General features: G+C 46.3%; 17 protein-coding genes. 6 read left to right on the top strand and 11 right to left on the bottom strand.

What is annotated here, in order from left to right; all coding sequences use genetic code 11:
- Positions 1-137: 137 nt before the first annotated feature.
- Complete coding sequence (locus tag RHD99_RS23470) at positions 138-1097, top strand: polysaccharide deacetylase family protein (protein ID WP_309876943.1); 960 nt, start codon at positions 138-140, stop codon at positions 1095-1097.
- A gap of 17 nt (positions 1098-1114) precedes the next feature.
- Here the strand turns inward: RHD99_RS23470 and RHD99_RS23465 are convergent, their stop codons facing one another.
- The 6 genes from RHD99_RS23465 to rfaD are packed head-to-tail and all read right to left on the bottom strand — an operon-like array spanning position 1115 to position 7345.
- The gene (locus RHD99_RS23465; protein ID WP_309876940.1) at positions 1115-2329 is read right to left on the bottom strand and encodes an O-antigen ligase family protein; all 1215 of its coding nucleotides are present in this window, start codon (positions 2327-2329) and stop codon (positions 1115-1117) included.
- Entirely contained in the window at positions 2317-3237 is a 921-nt protein-coding gene (locus RHD99_RS23460) for a glycosyltransferase family 2 protein (protein ID WP_309876939.1), read from the bottom strand. Before RHD99_RS23460 ends, RHD99_RS23465 begins: the two co-directional genes overlap by 13 nt.
- A 34-nt stretch (positions 3238-3271) precedes the next feature.
- Entirely contained in the window at positions 3272-4363 is a 1092-nt protein-coding gene (locus tag RHD99_RS23455; RefSeq protein WP_309876937.1) for a glycosyltransferase family 9 protein, read from the bottom strand.
- Between the two features lie 6 nt (positions 4364-4369).
- Positions 4370-5347 (bottom strand): lipopolysaccharide heptosyltransferase RfaC, encoded by a 978-nt coding sequence (gene rfaC / locus RHD99_RS23450; RefSeq protein WP_309876935.1) that lies wholly within the window; start codon positions 5345-5347, stop codon positions 4370-4372.
- Entirely contained in the window at positions 5347-6396 is a 1050-nt protein-coding gene (rfaF, locus tag RHD99_RS23445; RefSeq protein WP_309876933.1) for an ADP-heptose--LPS heptosyltransferase RfaF, read from the bottom strand. The genes rfaC and rfaF overlap by 1 nt, the downstream gene beginning before the upstream one ends.
- 16 nt (positions 6397-6412) lie before the next feature.
- Positions 6413-7345 carry an ADP-glyceromanno-heptose 6-epimerase gene (gene rfaD, locus RHD99_RS23440; RefSeq protein WP_309876931.1) on the bottom strand — a complete coding sequence of 311 codons (933 nt, stop codon included), beginning with the start codon at positions 7343-7345 and terminating at the stop codon, positions 6413-6415.
- A 218-nt stretch (positions 7346-7563) separates the two neighbouring features.
- On the opposite strand from rfaD, the gene kbl reads away from it, so the two are divergent.
- On the top strand, positions 7564-8760 hold the full coding sequence (gene kbl, locus RHD99_RS23435; protein ID WP_183272919.1) for a glycine C-acetyltransferase: 1197 nt from the start codon (positions 7564-7566) through the stop codon (positions 8758-8760).
- Between the two features lie 10 nt (positions 8761-8770).
- Positions 8771-9796, top strand: coding sequence for an L-threonine 3-dehydrogenase (gene tdh / locus RHD99_RS23430; RefSeq protein ID WP_183272918.1), 1026 nt, complete (start codon positions 8771-8773; stop codon positions 9794-9796).
- Positions 9797-9846: 50 nt separating this feature from the next.
- On the opposite strand, the gene RHD99_RS23425 is transcribed toward tdh, so the two are convergent.
- Together RHD99_RS23425 and RHD99_RS23420 are read right to left on the bottom strand one after the other, a co-directional pair.
- The gene (locus RHD99_RS23425; protein WP_309876928.1) at positions 9847-10767 is read right to left on the bottom strand and encodes a hypothetical protein; all 921 of its coding nucleotides are present in this window, start codon (positions 10765-10767) and stop codon (positions 9847-9849) included.
- A complete protein-coding gene (locus RHD99_RS23420; protein WP_309876926.1) occupies positions 10760-11992 on the bottom strand; it encodes a glycosyltransferase in 1233 nt (410 codons plus the stop codon). Before RHD99_RS23420 ends, RHD99_RS23425 begins: the two co-directional genes overlap by 8 nt.
- Positions 11993-12185: 193 nt before the next feature.
- On the opposite strand from RHD99_RS23420, the gene RHD99_RS23415 reads away from it, so the two are divergent.
- Positions 12186-13004: a glycosyltransferase family 2 protein gene (locus RHD99_RS23415; protein ID WP_309876924.1), complete on the top strand. Its 819-nt coding sequence runs from the start codon at positions 12186-12188 to the stop codon at positions 13002-13004.
- Here the strand turns inward: RHD99_RS23415 and RHD99_RS23410 are convergent.
- The 3 genes from RHD99_RS23410 to gpmM are packed head-to-tail and all read right to left on the bottom strand — an operon-like array spanning position 12995 to position 16795.
- Complete coding sequence (locus RHD99_RS23410) at positions 12995-13951, bottom strand: divergent polysaccharide deacetylase family protein (protein WP_309876921.1); 957 nt, start codon at positions 13949-13951, stop codon at positions 12995-12997. The genes RHD99_RS23415 and RHD99_RS23410 overlap by 10 nt on opposite strands.
- Before the next feature lie 3 nt (positions 13952-13954).
- Positions 13955-15238, bottom strand: a complete 1284-nt coding sequence (gene envC / locus RHD99_RS23405) for a murein hydrolase activator EnvC (RefSeq protein ID WP_309876919.1) — start codon at positions 15236-15238, stop codon at positions 13955-13957.
- A gap of 9 nt (positions 15239-15247) precedes the next feature.
- Positions 15248-16795, bottom strand: coding sequence for a 2,3-bisphosphoglycerate-independent phosphoglycerate mutase (gene gpmM / locus RHD99_RS23400; protein WP_309876917.1), 1548 nt, complete (start codon positions 16793-16795; stop codon positions 15248-15250).
- A 245-nt stretch (positions 16796-17040) separates the two neighbouring features.
- On the opposite strand from gpmM, the gene RHD99_RS23395 reads away from it, so the two are divergent.
- Entirely contained in the window at positions 17041-17472 is a 432-nt protein-coding gene (locus RHD99_RS23395; protein WP_183272911.1) for a rhodanese-like domain-containing protein, read from the top strand.
- A gap of 25 nt (positions 17473-17497) precedes the next feature.
- A complete protein-coding gene (gene grxC / locus RHD99_RS23390; protein ID WP_124022207.1) occupies positions 17498-17749 on the top strand; it encodes a glutaredoxin 3 in 252 nt (83 codons plus the stop codon).
- Positions 17750-17779 lie beyond the last annotated feature (30 nt).

The raw sequence follows: 17779 nt of genomic DNA, 5'->3' as shown, positions 1-17779 counted from the left end.
CCAAAGAGTGATTCTAATAGACCTTGAGTGTGGTTGCTACATTTGTGCTCAGGAGTTAGAAATTTGAACGTATGCGGTTTGCCCTTATCTGGCAGGCTGCGTAACATGATGTGAACATCTTTATCTCAGAGACGGAAATGACCAAACCTGCATTTATCATCACCATTGATACCGAAGGCGATAATCTCTGGCAAAACCACCGACAAATCAAAACTGAAAATGCGCGTTTTTTACCTCGTTTCCAGTCTTTATGTGAAAAGTACGGGTTCAAACCGGTTTGGCTAACGAATTATGAGATGGCTGTAGATCCGGTTTTTATCGAGTTTGCAAAAGATGTGATTGCGCGTGGCCAGGGTGAAGTAGGCATGCACTTGCACGCCTGGAATAGCCCACCAGAACACGATTTAACCGGCGATGACTGGCGTTGGCAGCCCTATCTCATTGAGTACAGTGATGAGATCATGCGAGAGAAAGTGGTTTATATGACCACATTGCTGGAAGAAACATTCTGCACAAAAATGATCAGCCACCGTGCAGGACGTTGGGCATTTGATAGCCGCTACGCCAGGTTACTGGTGGAGTTGGGTTATAAAGTCGATTGCTCTGTGACGCCGAGGGTTAACTGGCGAAATGCGAAAGGATCCCCTTCAGGCTCTGGCGGAACGGATTATCAACATTTTCCAGGTCAGGCTTATTTTATGGATCTGGAGAATATTCATCAGACAGGAAATTCAGCATTTCTCGAGGTTCCGATGAGTATTCAGTATAAGCACAGTGCTTTGATGAATAGCTTTAAACAAAGTTATGATCGGCTGAGAGGTAAATATCGTAGCCCTTCGGTTAATTGGTTGCGTCCGTCAGGCGGTAATGCTGCGCAAATGATAGCGGTAGCCGAAAAAACATTATCTCAAGGTAATGATTACGTTGAGTTTATGCTTCATTCATCAGAGTTTATGCCGGGTGGTAGTCCTACGTTCAAAGATGAAGCGGATATTGAGAGGCTTTATCAGGACCTTGAGACATTATTCTCCTGGCTCGCAGAGCGAACCAGAGGAATGACGCTGGCGGAGTATTATGATTATAAAAAAGCCGGGTAAGAGCCCGGCTTTTCTTACTACACTTCTTTTTGTTTGGGTGGGAAACTAATCCCACATACCCCAATTACAGCAACGTAAAACAATATCGCCTCTGAACTTAAAAGTAATACATCACTTAAGCCATAGACAATCAACCCATTCATTGCAAACAATAATGGAGTATTCCGCTCACGTAAAGCCACCCAGCATAGACTCACGTATAACCATAATAATGCCAGACCACCAAATATCCCTTGTAATGACAATGTTTCAATCATCTCATCATGTAGATGGACAGAGATAAAATCCATTGCACTTTTATATTGTGGATTTTGCGTGGTGAATTGATCTGAGTAATTAAATCGAGATTGCATCGATTGCCCAAGAGGGGCATTGACAAAGTTATTTATTCCCACGGTCCACATAGAGAAGCGAGCACCTAGTGAGGTGTTGTCTTTCCCCTCCTGATAGAGACTCACTTCATCATAGGTTTGCTCAATTTTTGGATAAATATAATTTTTATACAAAAAGAAAATAGCAAATATCGCAACAATCAAAACAACCAGCATTGATTTAAGATGGATTTTTTTGAAGTAATACGTTGTCATCACTGCGATAATGAGTAAATGAAAAATGATTGCGGCTCGAGTGCCGGTTAAAATAATTACCACAAACGAGATTAAAATAGATAATGCCGCGATAACATAGCATGTTGGTTTTTTTTGAAGGTACAAGAAATAAATAAAAATCATGCTCAACGTCGAGTAAATATATGCTGAAATTGTTGCTCGATTAATTGCCATTTCAACACGTACCATTCCATGGAAAGACTGCCAAAAGGCATAAGATGAGGCTAATATAAACGCAATGCCGATTATGGCAAGCATGACATTCTTATAGTTTAATGCTCTGAGATAGTGTTTGAAATGTGTTATGTAAAAGACCAGAAACCCACCCAGTAACAGTTTTTTCCCAGCTCCAAATTGATCACTATAGGTATTATAGCCAGTTGAATCGCGGCCTAGCCATAGAAACCATATCAATTTTATGACACCGAGTAATATTATCGGATATGCGATATTGAATTTCTTAAACGAAAGGTTCTTCCGTTCAATAATCATACCCACAATGCTTAAATATACAGCAATATAATAAAAATCTTTTTGCCTTCCATTGCTCAGTAAAGTGAATGCGATTGAAAGAGCTGCAAAAATAAATGCCGTAACATAGAGACGAGATTTTAATTTTTCCATAATGTACTCAAAGCTTTTCTCTTATAACTTAATCGAACATGGCGGTTAATAAAAAATCCTAAAGAATGTGACTGCAATACATGTTTTTTAACGATATTTTTATGCTCTGCATCCTGCAATAAATTATTATACTTAAGGTAAATGTCTAGCCAGTGACATAATATTAGGTGGTGGAATCTATCGGGTAGATCATTTTCCATTTTCACTGTGCAGGTTAGCAGATTATTTATTTTAATTGGATCTAGTGCTGAAGATAGACTGCCTTGTCTTTTAATGTAGTAATAATGGCTGTCAAACTGAAAATAGATATTAACTGCATTCATTAACATTCGAGGAAATACATAGAAATCCTCATAACACGTCATGGCAGGAATTTCATTGTTGAGATAAATTGAACGCTTAATAAACTGACCAATCAGATGGGCTTGTAGATCTTTATGGATTAAGAAGCGGGTAATTGCTTCATCCTGAGATATTTTTTCAGGGTTAAGACCTGACCATTGATGATCTATTTTTGTGAGATCACGAATTTCATGCAGTCGTGTTAGCAACATGTCAGGCTGGATTTTTCGAAGAAAAGAAAGAATCGAAGGAAAACTTCCTGATTTTACTATGTCATCACTGTCCAGCATTGTGATGTATTCCCCATGAGACAAGGAAATTCCATGCTGACGAACTAACCCTACATTTTTATAATTTACTGTAGAAATAACCACTTGCGCACATTGTTGGGCAATGCTTTTTATTTTTTCGTGTGTAGAATCTACAGAGCTGTCATTAATAATGATGATTTCAGACTCATTAATCTCCGAACCTAGAGCATCGAGCAAGCTTTGAAACGTGGCATTAATCGTTTCTTCACAATTATGTGCAGCAATGATGATGCTTAGAAGTGGTTTATCTGCCATAACTTACTCTTTAAAAGCACAACACAGAATTGATTTAATTTTTGATGATGTCATTGTGTTGTAGATTTTGGTGGATGAAATCACGGATAGCATTAAGATCGTTATCACTCAATGCAAACATCTCTTCTCTTGTTCGGTCAAAATAATAAGGTGCTTCAAAGATATATGATTTTTCATATTCTTTGCTTCCAATCAGCAACACATTCCCCAAAGGCCTTTGTTCTGCAATGCAGCATGGACCGTAAATGAGAACAATTGGGACGCCTACTGCATCAGCTATGTAGACATTTCCAGAGTCTGATGCAATATAGAAATCCATTTTGCTGATGGCAAAAGGCACATCTTCTAAAGGAAGTTCACCAACCAGACTCACAATATCTTCCCGCATTCCGACTTCGCGGTGTAGATCATCTAACCATACTTGTTCACTTTTAGGGCCAAAAACAAAATAAGTACAATTTAATCCCTCTAACGCATTAAAAATTTTCTTCCAGATTGCTGAAGGAATGGTTTTTGATTTGTTTCCTGCAGAAATACTCAGACCTATTTTGGTTACGTTTTGTTTATCCAGTGATAGTGGATAGGTCGTAGGTTTTCTTAACGGGAGGGTGGCATGCTTAGGAACATCACGCCAGGTTAGGCTGCGATCTGCAAGCTTAAGGTAATCGTCTACAGTTAGCTGTTCTTTGCGATGTTCAACAATGCCGTTCGCTGTCAGGTAAAAAAAAGTGTGATACCAACGGCGAGTGTAAGTCGAGAGGAATTGCTTGTTTGCTGCATTGCAAACCGCAGCAAAGAACAGATTAGTGCTGTTAGGTTGTAACAAATAGACGTTTTCGTAGCGATTCAACAGAGTGAATGCCAGACGGAACTTACGCCACAGGCTCTTTTTATGTTCTTCGATAAGAAAAATAGTGTCGATGGTTTCATCATATTTAGCCAACGGAAGAACTGTTTTGCTGATTAACACATCACTGTTCTTCAGATGGCTGAGCAAAGGCGTGACATTGACGAAATCACCTATTTTTGCCGTTTGAATCATCAAGTTTCGGCCTGTTTTTTTATAAAACAGTTTTCCGACTAACTTGAACGGGAGAAAGATGACAAAGAGGAATAGATAGCTCATTAATCGTTATTCTGCTGCTATGTGACTAATTTTCTGGAGTGCGGTAAACGTATCTGCAGCGGTAATGTTAGCCATGCTTTTCTCTGCGCCTCGTAGTTCGTGCTGATTTTCGCCGTAACCACCAATCAAACCCGGATCGGTAGGGCCATATAATGTTATGTTCGGCCGATTAAGTGCAGCAGTCAGGTGGCTCAGTCCGGTATCGACTGAAACTACGGCCCTGGCTCCTGCAAGCTGTTTGGCTACTTGTTCAAGCGACAAGCGCGGCAACACCTCAACATTATCAAATCCGGAAGCCAAACGGATTGCTCGTTTGTGCTCGTGTTCCGCACCCCACGGGAGTTTAATATGTAATCCCGCATCATGCATTAATTGAATAAGATTTCGCCAGTGTGATTCCGGCCAGTGCTTTTCGTCGCGAGTTGTTGCATGCAGGAAAATGAAATAATTCCCCGTATCGGAGGAGGCTGTAGTCAGGAAGTGCTGCGCGATAGCGTAATCGCCCTGAGCTGCTGGCTTTTGGTAACCCAGACTTTTGGCGAACAACTCACGCGTGCGTTCAACCGCATGTTGTTGCTTTGCAATGGCGTGGCGACGGTTGTAGAACAGGCTCGACAATGGTTCGCGGGCGCTGTTCCAGTCCATGCCGTGTTTTATCCCTCTGGCTTTTCTTGTAACCAGAGCGGCACTTTTTATCAGTCCTTGGGCATCAATGACGGCGTCGTAATTTTCAGCACGTAGTATTTTGTAGAAAGCGGCACGCTCGGCCTTTACGGGGGCTGAAAACCAACTTTTACGCCAACGGCGAATTGCGACTGGAAAAACGTTATCGACGGCAGGGTGCCAGCCTGGGATTTGAGCAAAACCTTCTTCAACAACCCAGTCGAAACGGATGCCGGGAATAGCTTGCATCGCATCAGTAAGGGCTGGCAACGTATGCAAGACATCACCCATTGACGATGTTTTGACGATCAATACCCGCATTACGCTTCCTTCTCCGCCAAAATCAGGGCGGTTAGCTCATCCATAACGCGCTCAGGCGTAATATCAATCAAGCTTTGATGATAGCCTTCTGCAGCATCGCCTTTACGGACTTTGTGATAACCACTAATAAGGCGAATAACTCGCGCCTTATGTGAAAGCGGTGGAGTAAAGTCAGGGCTACTCGGACCGTATAATGCTACAAGCGGACGATTCAGCGCGGCGGCAACATGCATCAAGCCTGAATCATTGGACACAACAGCCTGGCAAGCCGCAATTAAAATAACTGCTTGCTCAAGTGCGGTGTCACCTGCCAGATTGCGGCAATGAGCCTGTTGTTGCGTGGTCAAAGCGGCGACGATATCGTTACCCGCTTCTTTATCTTTTGCCGAACCAAACAACACGACCTGATAGCCATCATCAATGAGTTTGCCCGCAAGCGTAGCATAGTGATAATGCGGCCAACGTTTAGCCGGGCCGAATTCAGCTCCTGGACAAAAACCAATTATCGGCCGTTGTGCATCAAGACTAAAAGCCTGACAAGTTTGCATTTTTTCCCCGTCGTTAACCTGCAACTGTGGCCACAGCAACGGTTGGGGAAGATCTTTAGCGGACTGCATTTTGCCTTTGTCATAAGCCAAAGCAATGTAGCGCTCGACCATTAATGGCCAGGCCTGCTTGTCCAGAACACGCGCGTCATTGAGTAACCCGTAGCGCATTTCACCACGCCAACCCGTGCGTTGCGGGATATTGGCAAAGAACGGAACAAGCGCTGACTTAAATGAGTTGGGCAGCACATAGGCCTGATCGTAACGTTTGGCACGCAAGGCGTGTCCAAGGCGACGACGCTCTCCAATTTCCAAAGCACCATGCCCGAGTGGCATCGACAGTGCTTCGTTAACTTCCGGCATACGTGACAGTAATGGACGGCACCATGTCGGTGCCATCACATCAATGATTGCCTGGGGATAGCGCGCTTTGAGCGTGCGATAGAGACTTTGCGACATCATCATGTCGCCCACCCATGACGGGCCAATCACCAGTATTTTCATGCGTCAGGCTACCTGCTTATGCGTCACGGTTAAGCCAGGACATGTATTCTGTTACGCCTTCGGCAACAGTTTTAAATGGCTTGTCGTAACCTGCGGCACGCAGATTGGTTAAATCGGCCTGAGTAAATGCCTGATAGCGACCTTTGAGTTTTTCCGGGAATGGAATGTACTCAATGCTGCCTTTTTTATGGAATGCGAGTGCTGCATCAGCAATGGCCTGGAAGGATTCTGCTCGACCTGTGCCACAGTTATAAATACCGGATACGCCGTTTTGCCAGAACCACAGATTCACTGCTGCTACATCACCGACATAGATGAAGTCGCGTTTAAAACTGTCGCTACCTTCAAAGAGTTTCGGATTCTCGCCGTTATTCAGTTGGGTATTCAGATGGAATGCAACGCTTGCCATACTGCCTTTGTGGCCTTCACGTGGCCCATAAACGTTGAAATAACGGAAACCCGTAATCTGAGAGTTAGCTTCAGGTAAGATTTGACGAACGTATTCGTCAAACAAGAATTTTGAATAGCCGTAGACGTTCAGTGGTTGCTCGTATTCACGAGATTCAATAAAGTCGCTGTTACGGCCACCATAGGTTGCAGCTGAAGAGGCATACAGGAACGGAATTTCCCGTTCCATACAGTAATGCAGAACTTCTTTAGAGTACTGATAGTTATTATCCATCATGTACTTACCGTCCCACTCAGTGGTGGAAGAACATGCACCTTCATGGAAGATTGCTCCAATATCGCCAAACTCTTCGCCGGCCATAATCTGGATTAAGAAGTCTTCTTTATCCATGTAATCAGCAATATTTAAATCTACGAGGTTGGCGAATTTAGTGCCATCCTTCAGGTTGTCTACAACCAGGATATCCGTAAGACCGATATCATTCAGTGATTTAATGATGTTGCTGCCGATAAATCCGGCACCACCGGTGACAATGATCATAAGCGTAACCTTAAAAAATTAGGGGCAATGAGGCCCAATACCTCACGCGTATATGACTCCTATCATACCACCACCCGAATTGTCTTTCCTAATAACCCGATTCTGGAAAGCACCTCGTGATTTATGCTGAAAATTCCAATTTCATTGAAGCGTCATCTCGTCTCCTGGTATAGGTTTGGGTAATATGTTCTGAAATTAGCCATGCCTGGAGAATCGCAATGCGCGGAGATTTTTACCAACAGTTAACATCCCAACTTGAAACCGCACGCGCGGAAGGGTTGTTCAAAGAAGAACGTATTATTACTTCAGCCCAACAGGCTGACATTACTGTTGCTGACGGCAGCCATGTTATTAACTTCTGCGCCAATAACTACCTTGGGCTTGCTAACCACCCACAACTGATCGATGCCGCTAAGCAGGGTATGGAGAAACATGGTTTTGGGATGGCTTCTGTTCGTTTCATTTGTGGCACACAAGACAGCCATAAAGAGCTAGAAGGCAAACTTGCTCGATTCCTGGGAATGGAAGATGCGATTCTTTACTCTTCATGCTTTGACGCCAACGGTGGTTTGTTTGAAACGTTGCTCGGACCAGAAGATGCGATTATTTCTGATGCGCTGAACCATGCTTCTATTATTGATGGTGTGCGCCTGTGTAAGGCTCAGCGTTATCGTTATGCCAACAACGACATGCAAGAACTTGAAGCTCGCCTGAAAGAAGCGCGAGCGGCAGGTGCTCGCCACATCATGATCGCCACCGATGGTGTGTTCTCTATGGATGGGGTTATTGCCAACCTGAATGGGGTTTGCGACCTGGCCGATCAATATGACGCACTGGTCATGGTTGATGATTCTCACGCGGTAGGTTTCGTGGGTGAGAACGGACGCGGTACCCATGAATACTGCGATGTAATGGATCGTGTAGATATCATCACCGGCACGTTGGGTAAAGCTCTGGGTGGCGCTTCCGGTGGTTACACCGCGGGTCGTAAAGAAGTTATCGAGTGGTTGCGTCAGCGTTCTCGCCCTTATCTTTTCTCCAACTCTTTGGCTCCCGCTATTGTTTCTGCCTCGATTAAAGTGTTGGAAATGCTGGAAACGGGCGCCGAAACGCGTAATCGCCTGTGGGCTAATGCAAGCTTGTTCCGCGAGAAAATGACCGCGGCTGGTTTTACTTTAGCCGGTGCTGATCATGCCATCATTCCTGTGATGTTAGGTGAGGCTGTTGTGGCGCAGAACTTTGCTCGTGAACTGCAAAAAGAAGGCATTTATGTCACTGGGTTCTTCTTCCCGGTGGTACCAAAAGGTCAGGCGCGTATCCGTACTCAAATGTCTGCGGCACATACCACAGAGCAAATTGAACGTGCGGTTGACGCATTTACGTGTATCGGTAAAAAGTTGGGCGTTATCGCCTGAGGGAGCGGTCATGAAAGCATTAGCGAAACTGAAAGCAGAAGAAGGCATCTGGATGACGGATGCGCCCAAGCCAGAAATGGGTCATAACGATCTGCTGATCAAAATCCGTAAAACCGCGATTTGCGGCACCGATGTGCATATCTATAACTGGGATGAATGGTCCCAGAAGACCATTCCGGTTCCGATGGTTGTAGGCCACGAGTATGTAGGTGAAGTGGTCGGAATCGGCCAGGAAGTGAAAGGATTTAAAATCGGCGATCGTGTTTCCGGCGAAGGCCATATTACCTGTGGTCACTGCCGTAACTGCCGTGCGGGCCGTACTCACCTGTGTCGTAATACGACAGGCGTCGGTGTGAACCGTCCTGGCTGTTTTGCAGAATATTTGGTCCTGCCTGCTTTTAATGCTTTCAAAATCCCTGACAACATCTCCGACGATTTAGCTTCTATCTTTGACCCGTTTGGCAACGCTGTTCACACCGCGCTGTCATTCGATTTGGTCGGCGAAGATGTACTGGTATCTGGTGCAGGCCCGATTGGTATTATGGCTGCGGCCGTAGCTAAGCACGTCGGCGCACGTAACGTCGTCATCACTGATGTGAACGAGTATCGTCTTGAACTGGCGCGTGAAATGGGTATCACCCGTGCGGTAAACGTCAGCAAAGAAAACCTGACAGATGTGATGAAAGAGTTGGGTATGACTGAAGGCTTTGATGTGGGCCTGGAAATGTCAGGTGCACCACCAGCATTCCGTACCATGCTCGATACTATGAACCACGGTGGCCGTATTGCGATGCTGGGGATCCCGCCATCAGATATGTCTATCGATTGGACGAAAGTTATCTTCAAGGGCCTGTTCATCAAAGGGATTTACGGACGTGAGATGTTCGAAACCTGGTACAAAATGGCGGCATTGATTCAGTCTGGTCTGGATCTATCACCAATTATCACTCACCGTTTTGGTATCGATGATTTCCAGAAAGGGTTTGATGCAATGCGTTCCGGGCAGTCAGGCAAAGTGATTCTTAGCTGGGATTAATCACGCCGTGATGATTAAAAAAGGCCGGGAAACCGGCCTTTTTAACATCTTTATTCGCTTGCAGTAAGCTTTTCAGCATCCGTCAGGTAACGCACTTTACGGGTGTAATCTTGTCCTTTAAACAGCAATTCGCTCTCCGGCGAGACAAGATATTTTTGCCATTCTGAAAGTGGGAAGCCGCCATGTGCACCAACAACCGGTTTTGGGATAACTGAGGCTACGCCCCCAATTTTCTTGGATACCGGCCAGTTCATCCAGTCACCCAAATTCACTGTTTTGATATCGAGCATATCCAGTAATGCAGCCAAAGGTAGCTGGTCTGTTGGCGGTTGGCTATCGTCCATCAGCTCCCATGTGTCCTTGAATAACGTGAGCCATAACGGGCAGATTCGACGCCAGGTTTTTCGTGATGCGGCCAGGAAAGCCCCGTTAACGTGATCGACAATGTATGGACGAACGGTATCTTTGTAATACGCAGGCACTTTTTCGGCCGGTGCTTTATCCAGTTTGGCGATCATTTTCCCCTGACGGAAACTGGAATAAATATGATGTTCTTCGATTTTAAAACGTGGCATTTGCAGCAAGTTGAGATCGGAGTCGATCATCAAAATACCGTCGGTACGAGCTTGCAAAGGCGCATTCAGCTTGATTAAGCGACTTAGGTAAATTTGCTTGTAACGATAGCCTTCTTCACGCTGTGTGAGCTCAAGCGTTGCGACTCGGGTTTTAGGTGGCAGTTCGCCAAACTCTATAGCAGGGCGATCGGAAACAATTACGATCTCCTCAACATCAGGAGCGAAACGTGCCGCGAACGTTGCTGAAAGCAAACCTTCTTCGATGTAATCCGCGCCAGCGCAAGGAATAACAATTGACGTTACCGGCACAGCAGCACTTCCAACTGCTGGCTCCTGATAAGGGATGTTATGTCGCGCCGTAATATGGCGATATTTTGCATTCAGAAATTTAAACATTTTCATTCCGGGTTGGTTTTGCTGCGCCAAGAACGGCTTCGACACCGGCAACATAGTGCTCGATCGCATAATTATCAATCACACGCACGTAAGCTTGCTCAATTAAAGCATCACGTAATTCGCTATCTTGCCACACTTGCTGAAGTTGCGAAGCGAGTTTAACGGTATCACCATATGGGTAGAGCAGACCGGTGCGACCTGAGTCGATTAACTCAGCAGTACCTGTCACATTTGAACCGATAACTACAGTTTTGAGCAACATGGATTCGAGGACAACTCGCGGCAATCCCTCACTTTTAGAAGCAAGTATGAAGGCATCAAACGCGGCCAAATAATCCAGTGGGTTATTACGGAAGCCAGTAAAAATCACGCGATCGGCGAATCCGTAATCAGCTGCCTGGCGCTTTAACTTTTCGCGATCTGCGCCTTCTCCCACCAGGACAAACTTCCATTTTGCTTCGGGGTGCTGCAGTTGAAAACGATGCAAAGCTTCGAGCGTGTGGTGGCAGGATTTTCGCGGGATCAATGACCCAATACTGCCAAACAGAAATGTGCCGTCTTCAATGCCTAACGACCGGCGTATCGCCATACCGGAGGGCAGAGGTTGGTGTATGTCAATGGCGTTAGGAACCGTAACACAGAGTGATTTCTTCACTCCATGATTGAGCAATACCCGCTCTACACCATGGGAGACGGCAATAACGGCATCGCCGACACGGTTCACTATTCTGGAAATCGACTGACTCATCACTGGCTCAATACGGCAGTGTTGAACGACAGCAACATCAAGTGGCTCTGCCGCCAGATAACCTTCCAAATTGGATCCTGGTTGGTTATTCATGTACAGAATTTCGTAATTATCGCGCTGGATTATCTCGCGAATACGTTTTGCGTTCGGTTGGATTCGCCATTGAGCATCAATATACGCGGTCACTTTTTTGCGCCCAGCCTTGCTGAAAAACAAAAATGCGCGTGCCACTTCTTTGCTGACTTTTGCCCAACCCGGCTGTTTGCGCTGCGGGATGAAAATAACAGGGATATCAATGCTATTTAGCACCTTCTCAATGGTTTCACCTTCTCCGCGTGCGTAGTTGTAGTAAAAGCAGCACGTGATATCAAACCGCTGACGGTCAATACGTTTGAGCAGTTCCAACATGCTGTTGGTACCGCCACCCCACTCTTTACCGTTATCCAGCAGGAGAATTTTACGCCGTTGTTGCGTCATTGAAGCCCAGGCCTTTGTAGCAATAATCAGCCCGCATTATAAAGGCTGATAAGTGTGATAACTAATGCTTTTAGCTGTTCATGCGGCGCTGCTTCCAGTTTTATGATTATATATAATATGAAACCGGACATCATTTATTTTAAAGTTGGTGGTTTTTTCATTATATAGTTTTTCCTTTTTTCGATGTGTGGCTATGTTTAAATTAACTGTTTGTCTCCTGACCTTTAATTCATCTCGTTTGCTGAGTGATGTATTGACGCCATTAATGAAAGTTGCCGATGAAGTTATTATTGCAGACTCCGGAAGTACTGATGAAACGATTAATATATCTCGTCGGTTTGGTATTGAACCTGTCTACAATAAATTCCAGACACATGGTCAGCAAATGAATTATGCCATCACTCTTGCCAGCCACGATTGGGTATTCTGTATGGATAGCGATGAGATACTTGATGATAGGACGGTGAGTTATCTGTTGGCATTGAAATCCGGTGAAAGCCCAGAGGCAGGGCAGTCATGGCGAATTTCGCGCTACTGGTTCGTGTTGGGTGAACAAGTCAGAACAATTTATCCTGTTTCCTCACCTGATTTTCCCGTCCGACTGTTTAATCGCCAGCAAGCAAAATTTAACGATCGCCCTGTGGACGATCAGGTTACCGGGTATTCTCACTCATCAGTAATACCTGGTTTTGTTCGTCATGATACTTTTTATAATCTTCATGAAGTTTTTAATAAATTAAATAGTTACACCACAAGACTTGTTGTCAACAAAGATATCACTCCTTCACTTACCAGAGGGATATTTAGCGCTATAGGGGCTTTTTTTAAATGGTATTTATTTAGCGGCGCATGGCGAACCGGACGAGTAGGAGTCGTTACGGGTATTTATGCCACTCTCTATAGTTTCCTGAAATATTTTAAAGCCTGGTATAAAAAAGGGCAGGAACACAAGAACGCGCGCAAAGAAAGTTCAGCCACGACTTCCTCTGCGCGTGTATCGCGTCAGGACTGAGGTTTGCTTGTGTCCCATCCCTGCCATTGATACTGCATATATTTCACCAGCGTGCTTTGACTGATACTGTCGCTCAAAACAGTAAAGTATGTGGTGACATACACGGGTTCCAGCGGTTTCTTAGGCTTGCAAAGCTTCACGCCACTGAAAGGATTTCTGGGTTGTTCAGTCGGTTTAACAGGCTGTACAGGGCGCGTATTATTTGGCCTGGAAGTATCAATCTGAGGTTCGTTGAGCAAGCTGCTTGGGCGCACCAACGTAATATCCGAAGGCAGGTTGTAGACCATTTGTTGCAGCACGCGTACGGTCGACGGATGCGGATGGCCTATGGCAATCGCGGAACCATTTCGGCGAGCTAACTCTACTGCCCGATTAAACTGGAAGCGAATATCGGCTTCGTTTTGTGTATCGTCCAGGAAGACTTTACGCTTGATAACTTTGACGTTAGTACCTGCAGCAGCCCGCATCGACTGGCTATTTCCTATCGTCATACTGTCGAGAAAATAAAGATTGTATTGCCCAAGTGACTGCATCACTTTCTGCATACCGAACAGGCTGGAGGTCATGGCGCTACCCATGTGGTTGTTTAAACCCACAGCGAAGGGCACTTTATTGACCGCGTCACGGATGATTCTTTCGATCTCACCGCTGCTCATATCCGGGCGCAGGGTGTCTTTTTCCAAAGGCTGTTTGCTAAGAGGGGCCATTGGCAAGTGAATCAGCACTTCGTGCCCGGCATTATGCGCCTTGGTGGCCATTTCGCGGGCGTGAGGAGCATTGGGCAGAACGGCAACAGAAATGTTAGAAGGCAGTGCGATAACTTGATTTTCTTGTGCGGGACGATAACCGAAATCATCTATCACAATTGCCAGTTTTCCGGCGTAAACGGGGGTTGTCAGCACCAGTGTGCTGACGAGAGAGAAAAACACACGACGGATTTGAAGCAAAACTTATCTTCCCAACCACGGTTGTGGATTGACGGCCTGGCCCTGGCGACGAATTTCGAAATAAAGTGACGGGCGGCCCTGACCGCCACTGTTGCCTACCAGAGCAATAGCCTGGCCGGCGCGAACTTGTGTTCCAACATTAACCAGTGCGCTCTGGTTATAACCGTACAAACTCATATCGCCTTTTCCGTGCTCAACGACAACGACCAGGCCATAACCCTGTAGCCAATCAGCAAGGATCACGCGTCCATCAGCAATGGCTTTAACTTCAGTGCCTTCACCTGAGGCGATAACAATCCCTTTCCAACGTAGCTCACCCTGAAGCTGTTCGCCAAAGCGATGCAAGATTGAGCCGCGAACTGGCCAGAATGCTTGCCCACGAGGTGACCCGAGACCGCCGGTGCGTGACATCAGCGAACGTTCGTTCTCTGTGGGTTTGTAGGTACTGCCTTTGCTGGTCGCTTCTTTTTGACGGTTTCGAACCTGTTCAGCTTCACGTGCTTCTTTCTCGGCACGAGCTCGGGCTGCGGCTTCTGCGCGGGCGAGTTGATCACGCAGACGCGATTCGTTCTGGCGCATTTCACTCAGCTTTTGCTGATCTTGCTGCAAAGAGGATTCGAGAGTAGAGAGTGTTTTTTTACGCTCGTTGCGCGCACTTTCAAGCTTAGCTTGCTGAGCTTGTTGTTCGTAGAGCAACGTCTGTTGCTCGGTTTGCTTCGATTCCAGACTCGCTTTTTGCTCCGCCGCTTCTGCTTTAGTTTGCCTAAGCTGTTCAATGGTTTCTTGACGTGCGGCGTTCAGGTAGCCGAAGTAAGCCTGCAAGCGTTGCCCACGCTGGCTTTCTTCACCGCTTAAAATCAGCTGAATACCAGTATGTTGACCCTGGCGGAATGAAGCATCGAGTTGAGCGGCCAGATTACGCTCCTGCGATGCCTGCTGTTTTTGCAGTTTCGCGAGGGAAGCATTCATGGTGGCAATTTGGCGATTGAGATCGGCAAGCGTATTTTGCGTGTCGCGCAGCTTGCGGCTGGCTTCGGCAATCGCTTTTTCTTGCGCCTGAAGTTGGGCAAGTAATGTTGATCGTTGTTGCTGTTGCTGACGTACCGCGCGCTCTTTAGTCGCAATATCCTGCTGGATAGATTTCAACTGGTCGCGATCGTCGGCGTGGCTGGTAAAAGGGCATAACAATACGCCAGCGCTTAGAACGCTGGCGTATAAAATAGGCCTGACTGAAAACATTTTCGATTTCACGGCCCATGTTATTGAATAAATCGCCTTTCCCCTCATGGGGAGGGATTATTCCACGATGAACAGCGGCTTGCCAGTCATCTCTTGCGGGATCTCCATACCCATCAGGTTCAACATAGTCGGAGCGATGTCAGAAAGCTTGCCGCCTTCTACAGCTTTCACGCTGCGGGAACCCACATAAATCAACGGAACTGGCAGGCTGGTGTGCGCAGTATGAGCCTGACCTGTTGCCGGATCAGCCATCTGCTCTGCGTTACCGTGGTCAGCGGTAATGAGCAACTGCCCACCCACGTTTTCAACGGCAGAAACAACCTGAGCAATACAGTTATCAAGCGCCTCGATTGCTGCCACAGCCGCCTCGTAAACACCGGTATGCCCAACCATGTCACCATTTGGATAGTTACAAATGATGGTGTCATATTTGCCGCTGTTGATTGCTGCCAGCAGTTTTTCGGTCAGTTCTACAGAACTCATTTCTGGTTGGAGATCGTAGGTGGCAACTTTCGGGGAGTTGATCAGAATACGGTCTTCGCCAGCAAACGGCTCTTCAACGCCACCGTTGTAGAAGAAAGTAACGTGCGCATATTTTTCAGTTTCGGAGATACGCAACTGAGTTTTATTGTGCTTCGCCATCCACTCACCAAATGTATTGGTCAGAGATGCTGGTGGGTAGGCACATGCGGCTTTGATGTCTGCTGCGTATTCAGTCAGCATCACGAAATCACCGAAGTTAACCACTTTCTTACGAGCAAACCCGTCGAAGTCAGCGTTAACAAATGTACGAGTAATTTGACGAGCACGGTCTGCGCGGAAGTTCATGAAAATCAGCGCATCGCCGTCGTTCATGGCTGCATCAGCTTCGCCTTCTGCGCGGATCACGGTTGGTTTAACGAATTCGTCATTTTCATCACGAGCGTATGCTGCTTCCAGACCTGCAATGGCAGTTTCTGCCTGGAATTCACCTTTTGCTTGAGTCAGCAGGTCATAAGCCAGTTCAACGCGGTCCCAGCGATTATCGCGGTCCATTGCGTAGTAACGGCCAATCAGCGAGGCAACACGGCCTTTACCCAGGGATGCAAATTTATCAGCAAATTTCTTCAGTGAAGACTCTGCACTGCGAGGTGGAGTATCACGACCATCCAGGAAAGCGTGCAGGTAGATTGCTTCAGCACCGCGCTCAGCAGCCAGTTCAATCATTGCCAGAATGTGTTCTTCGTGGCTGTGAACGCCGCCAGCTGACGCCAGACCCATGATGTGTACTGCTTTACCTGCGGCAACAGCTTTGTCTACTGCGGCGGTAAGCGTTGGGTTGGAGAAGAAAGTACGTTCTTTAATTTCCACGTCCAGACGAGTCAGATCCTGGTAAACAATGCGGCCAGCGCCAAGGTTTACGTGACCCACTTCGGAGTTACCCATTTGGCCGTCTGGCAAACCGACTTCCATACCAGAAGCGTTAATCAAGGTATGTGGACGCTGTGCCCACAGGTTATCCATAACCGGGGTTTTAGCATTCAGAATAGCGTTATCCTGCTGCTCTTCACGGTGACCATAGCCATCCAGAATCACCAGAACCATAGGTTTTTTAGTAACTGACATTGCGATAACCTCTAAGTCAAAGACAAAATTTGCGTAATTTTACTACAGGCCACGGGGTAAATAGCCGCAGAAGATCAAAGAAACGGGTTGGATTGTGATCGGTTTTACGTCGTTAAGGTAATTTTTTTCGTAACAGTCCGCAGAATCAACATAACCTAACGCAGACTGGCTGTATTTGGCACAATGCAAATGTATACTCCTCACTTGGTTTTTTCATATTACTTAGTCGGGAGCTACACCCCCCCATGCAAGAAATTATGCAATTCATTGGTCGTCATCCCATACTTAGTCTGGCGTGGGTTGGCTTGTTTGCCGCCGTACTTTTCATGACCTTTAAAGGTTTAACCTCCAAGGTGAAGGTCATCACCCGTGGCGAAGCAACACGCCTCATCAATAAAGAAGATGCCATTGTAGTCGACGTGCGTTCACGTGATGATTATCGCAAAGGCCATATTGCTAACTCATTGAATGTCCTGCCAGCTGATATTAAAAGTGGTAACTTCGGTGAGCTGGAAAAACATAAAGCGCAGCCTGTTATCGTGGTTTGTGGCAATGGCGTAACTTCTCAAGATTCAGCCGGATTACTGACAAAAGCCGGTTTCGAGAAAGTCACCTTGCTCAAAGAAGGTATTGCTGGCTGGAGCGGGGATAACCTGCCATTAGTTCGCGGTAAATAAATCGAGACGCACATTGGAGAAGACCATGGCGAATATTGAAATCTACACTAAAGCAACCTGTCCGTTTTGCCACCGTGCAAAAGACCTGCTGCAAAGCAAAGGGGTCACGTTTCAGGAGTTAGCGATTGACGGTGATGCCGTTAAGCGTGAAGAGATGATTAAACGCAGTGGGCGAACCACAGTGCCGCAGATATTTATTGACGCACAGCACATTGGCGGATGCGATGACTTGTATGCACTTGATGCTCGTGGTGGACTCGATCCCCTACTTCGCTAGTGCAACTCCTTTGTCGCTTACTGCCGTTTA

Origin of the sequence: Buttiauxella selenatireducens (assembly GCF_031432975.1) — a bacterium.
In the GTDB taxonomy this organism is placed as follows: domain Bacteria; phylum Pseudomonadota; class Gammaproteobacteria; order Enterobacterales; family Enterobacteriaceae; genus Buttiauxella; species Buttiauxella selenatireducens.
Note: the sequence above shows the minus strand (reverse complement) of the source record. Positions and strands in the feature narration are given on the sequence as shown.

Excerpts from the sequence above, each read along its gene's own strand:
- RHD99_RS23470 (WP_309876943.1), top strand. The coding sequence starts at position 138 with ATGACCAAACCTGCATTTATCATCACCATTGATACCGAAGGCGATAAT.
- RHD99_RS23465 (WP_309876940.1), bottom strand. The coding sequence starts at position 2,329 with ATGGAAAAATTAAAATCTCGTCTCTATGTTACGGCATTTATTTTTGCA.
- RHD99_RS23460 (WP_309876939.1), bottom strand. The coding sequence starts at position 3,237 with ATGGCAGATAAACCACTTCTAAGCATCATCATTGCTGCACATAATTGT.
- RHD99_RS23455 (WP_309876937.1), bottom strand. The coding sequence starts at position 4,363 with ATGAGCTATCTATTCCTCTTTGTCATCTTTCTCCCGTTCAAGTTAGTC.
- rfaC (WP_309876935.1), bottom strand. The coding sequence starts at position 5,347 with ATGCGGGTATTGATCGTCAAAACATCGTCAATGGGTGATGTCTTGCAT.
- rfaF (WP_309876933.1), bottom strand. The coding sequence starts at position 6,396 with ATGAAAATACTGGTGATTGGCCCGTCATGGGTGGGCGACATGATGATG.
- rfaD (WP_309876931.1), bottom strand. The coding sequence starts at position 7,345 with ATGATCATTGTCACCGGTGGTGCCGGATTTATCGGCAGCAACATCATT.
- kbl (WP_183272919.1), top strand. The coding sequence starts at position 7,564 with ATGCGCGGAGATTTTTACCAACAGTTAACATCCCAACTTGAAACCGCA.
- tdh (WP_183272918.1), top strand. The coding sequence starts at position 8,771 with ATGAAAGCATTAGCGAAACTGAAAGCAGAAGAAGGCATCTGGATGACG.
- RHD99_RS23425 (WP_309876928.1), bottom strand. The coding sequence starts at position 10,767 with ATGTTTAAATTTCTGAATGCAAAATATCGCCATATTACGGCGCGACAT.
- RHD99_RS23420 (WP_309876926.1), bottom strand. The coding sequence starts at position 11,992 with ATGACGCAACAACGGCGTAAAATTCTCCTGCTGGATAACGGTAAAGAG.
- RHD99_RS23415 (WP_309876924.1), top strand. The coding sequence starts at position 12,186 with ATGTTTAAATTAACTGTTTGTCTCCTGACCTTTAATTCATCTCGTTTG.
- envC (WP_309876919.1), bottom strand. The coding sequence starts at position 15,238 with ATGAGGGGAAAGGCGATTTATTCAATAACATGGGCCGTGAAATCGAAA.
- gpmM (WP_309876917.1), bottom strand. The coding sequence starts at position 16,795 with ATGTCAGTTACTAAAAAACCTATGGTTCTGGTGATTCTGGATGGCTAT.
- RHD99_RS23395 (WP_183272911.1), top strand. The coding sequence starts at position 17,041 with ATGCAAGAAATTATGCAATTCATTGGTCGTCATCCCATACTTAGTCTG.
- grxC (WP_124022207.1), top strand. The coding sequence starts at position 17,498 with ATGGCGAATATTGAAATCTACACTAAAGCAACCTGTCCGTTTTGCCAC.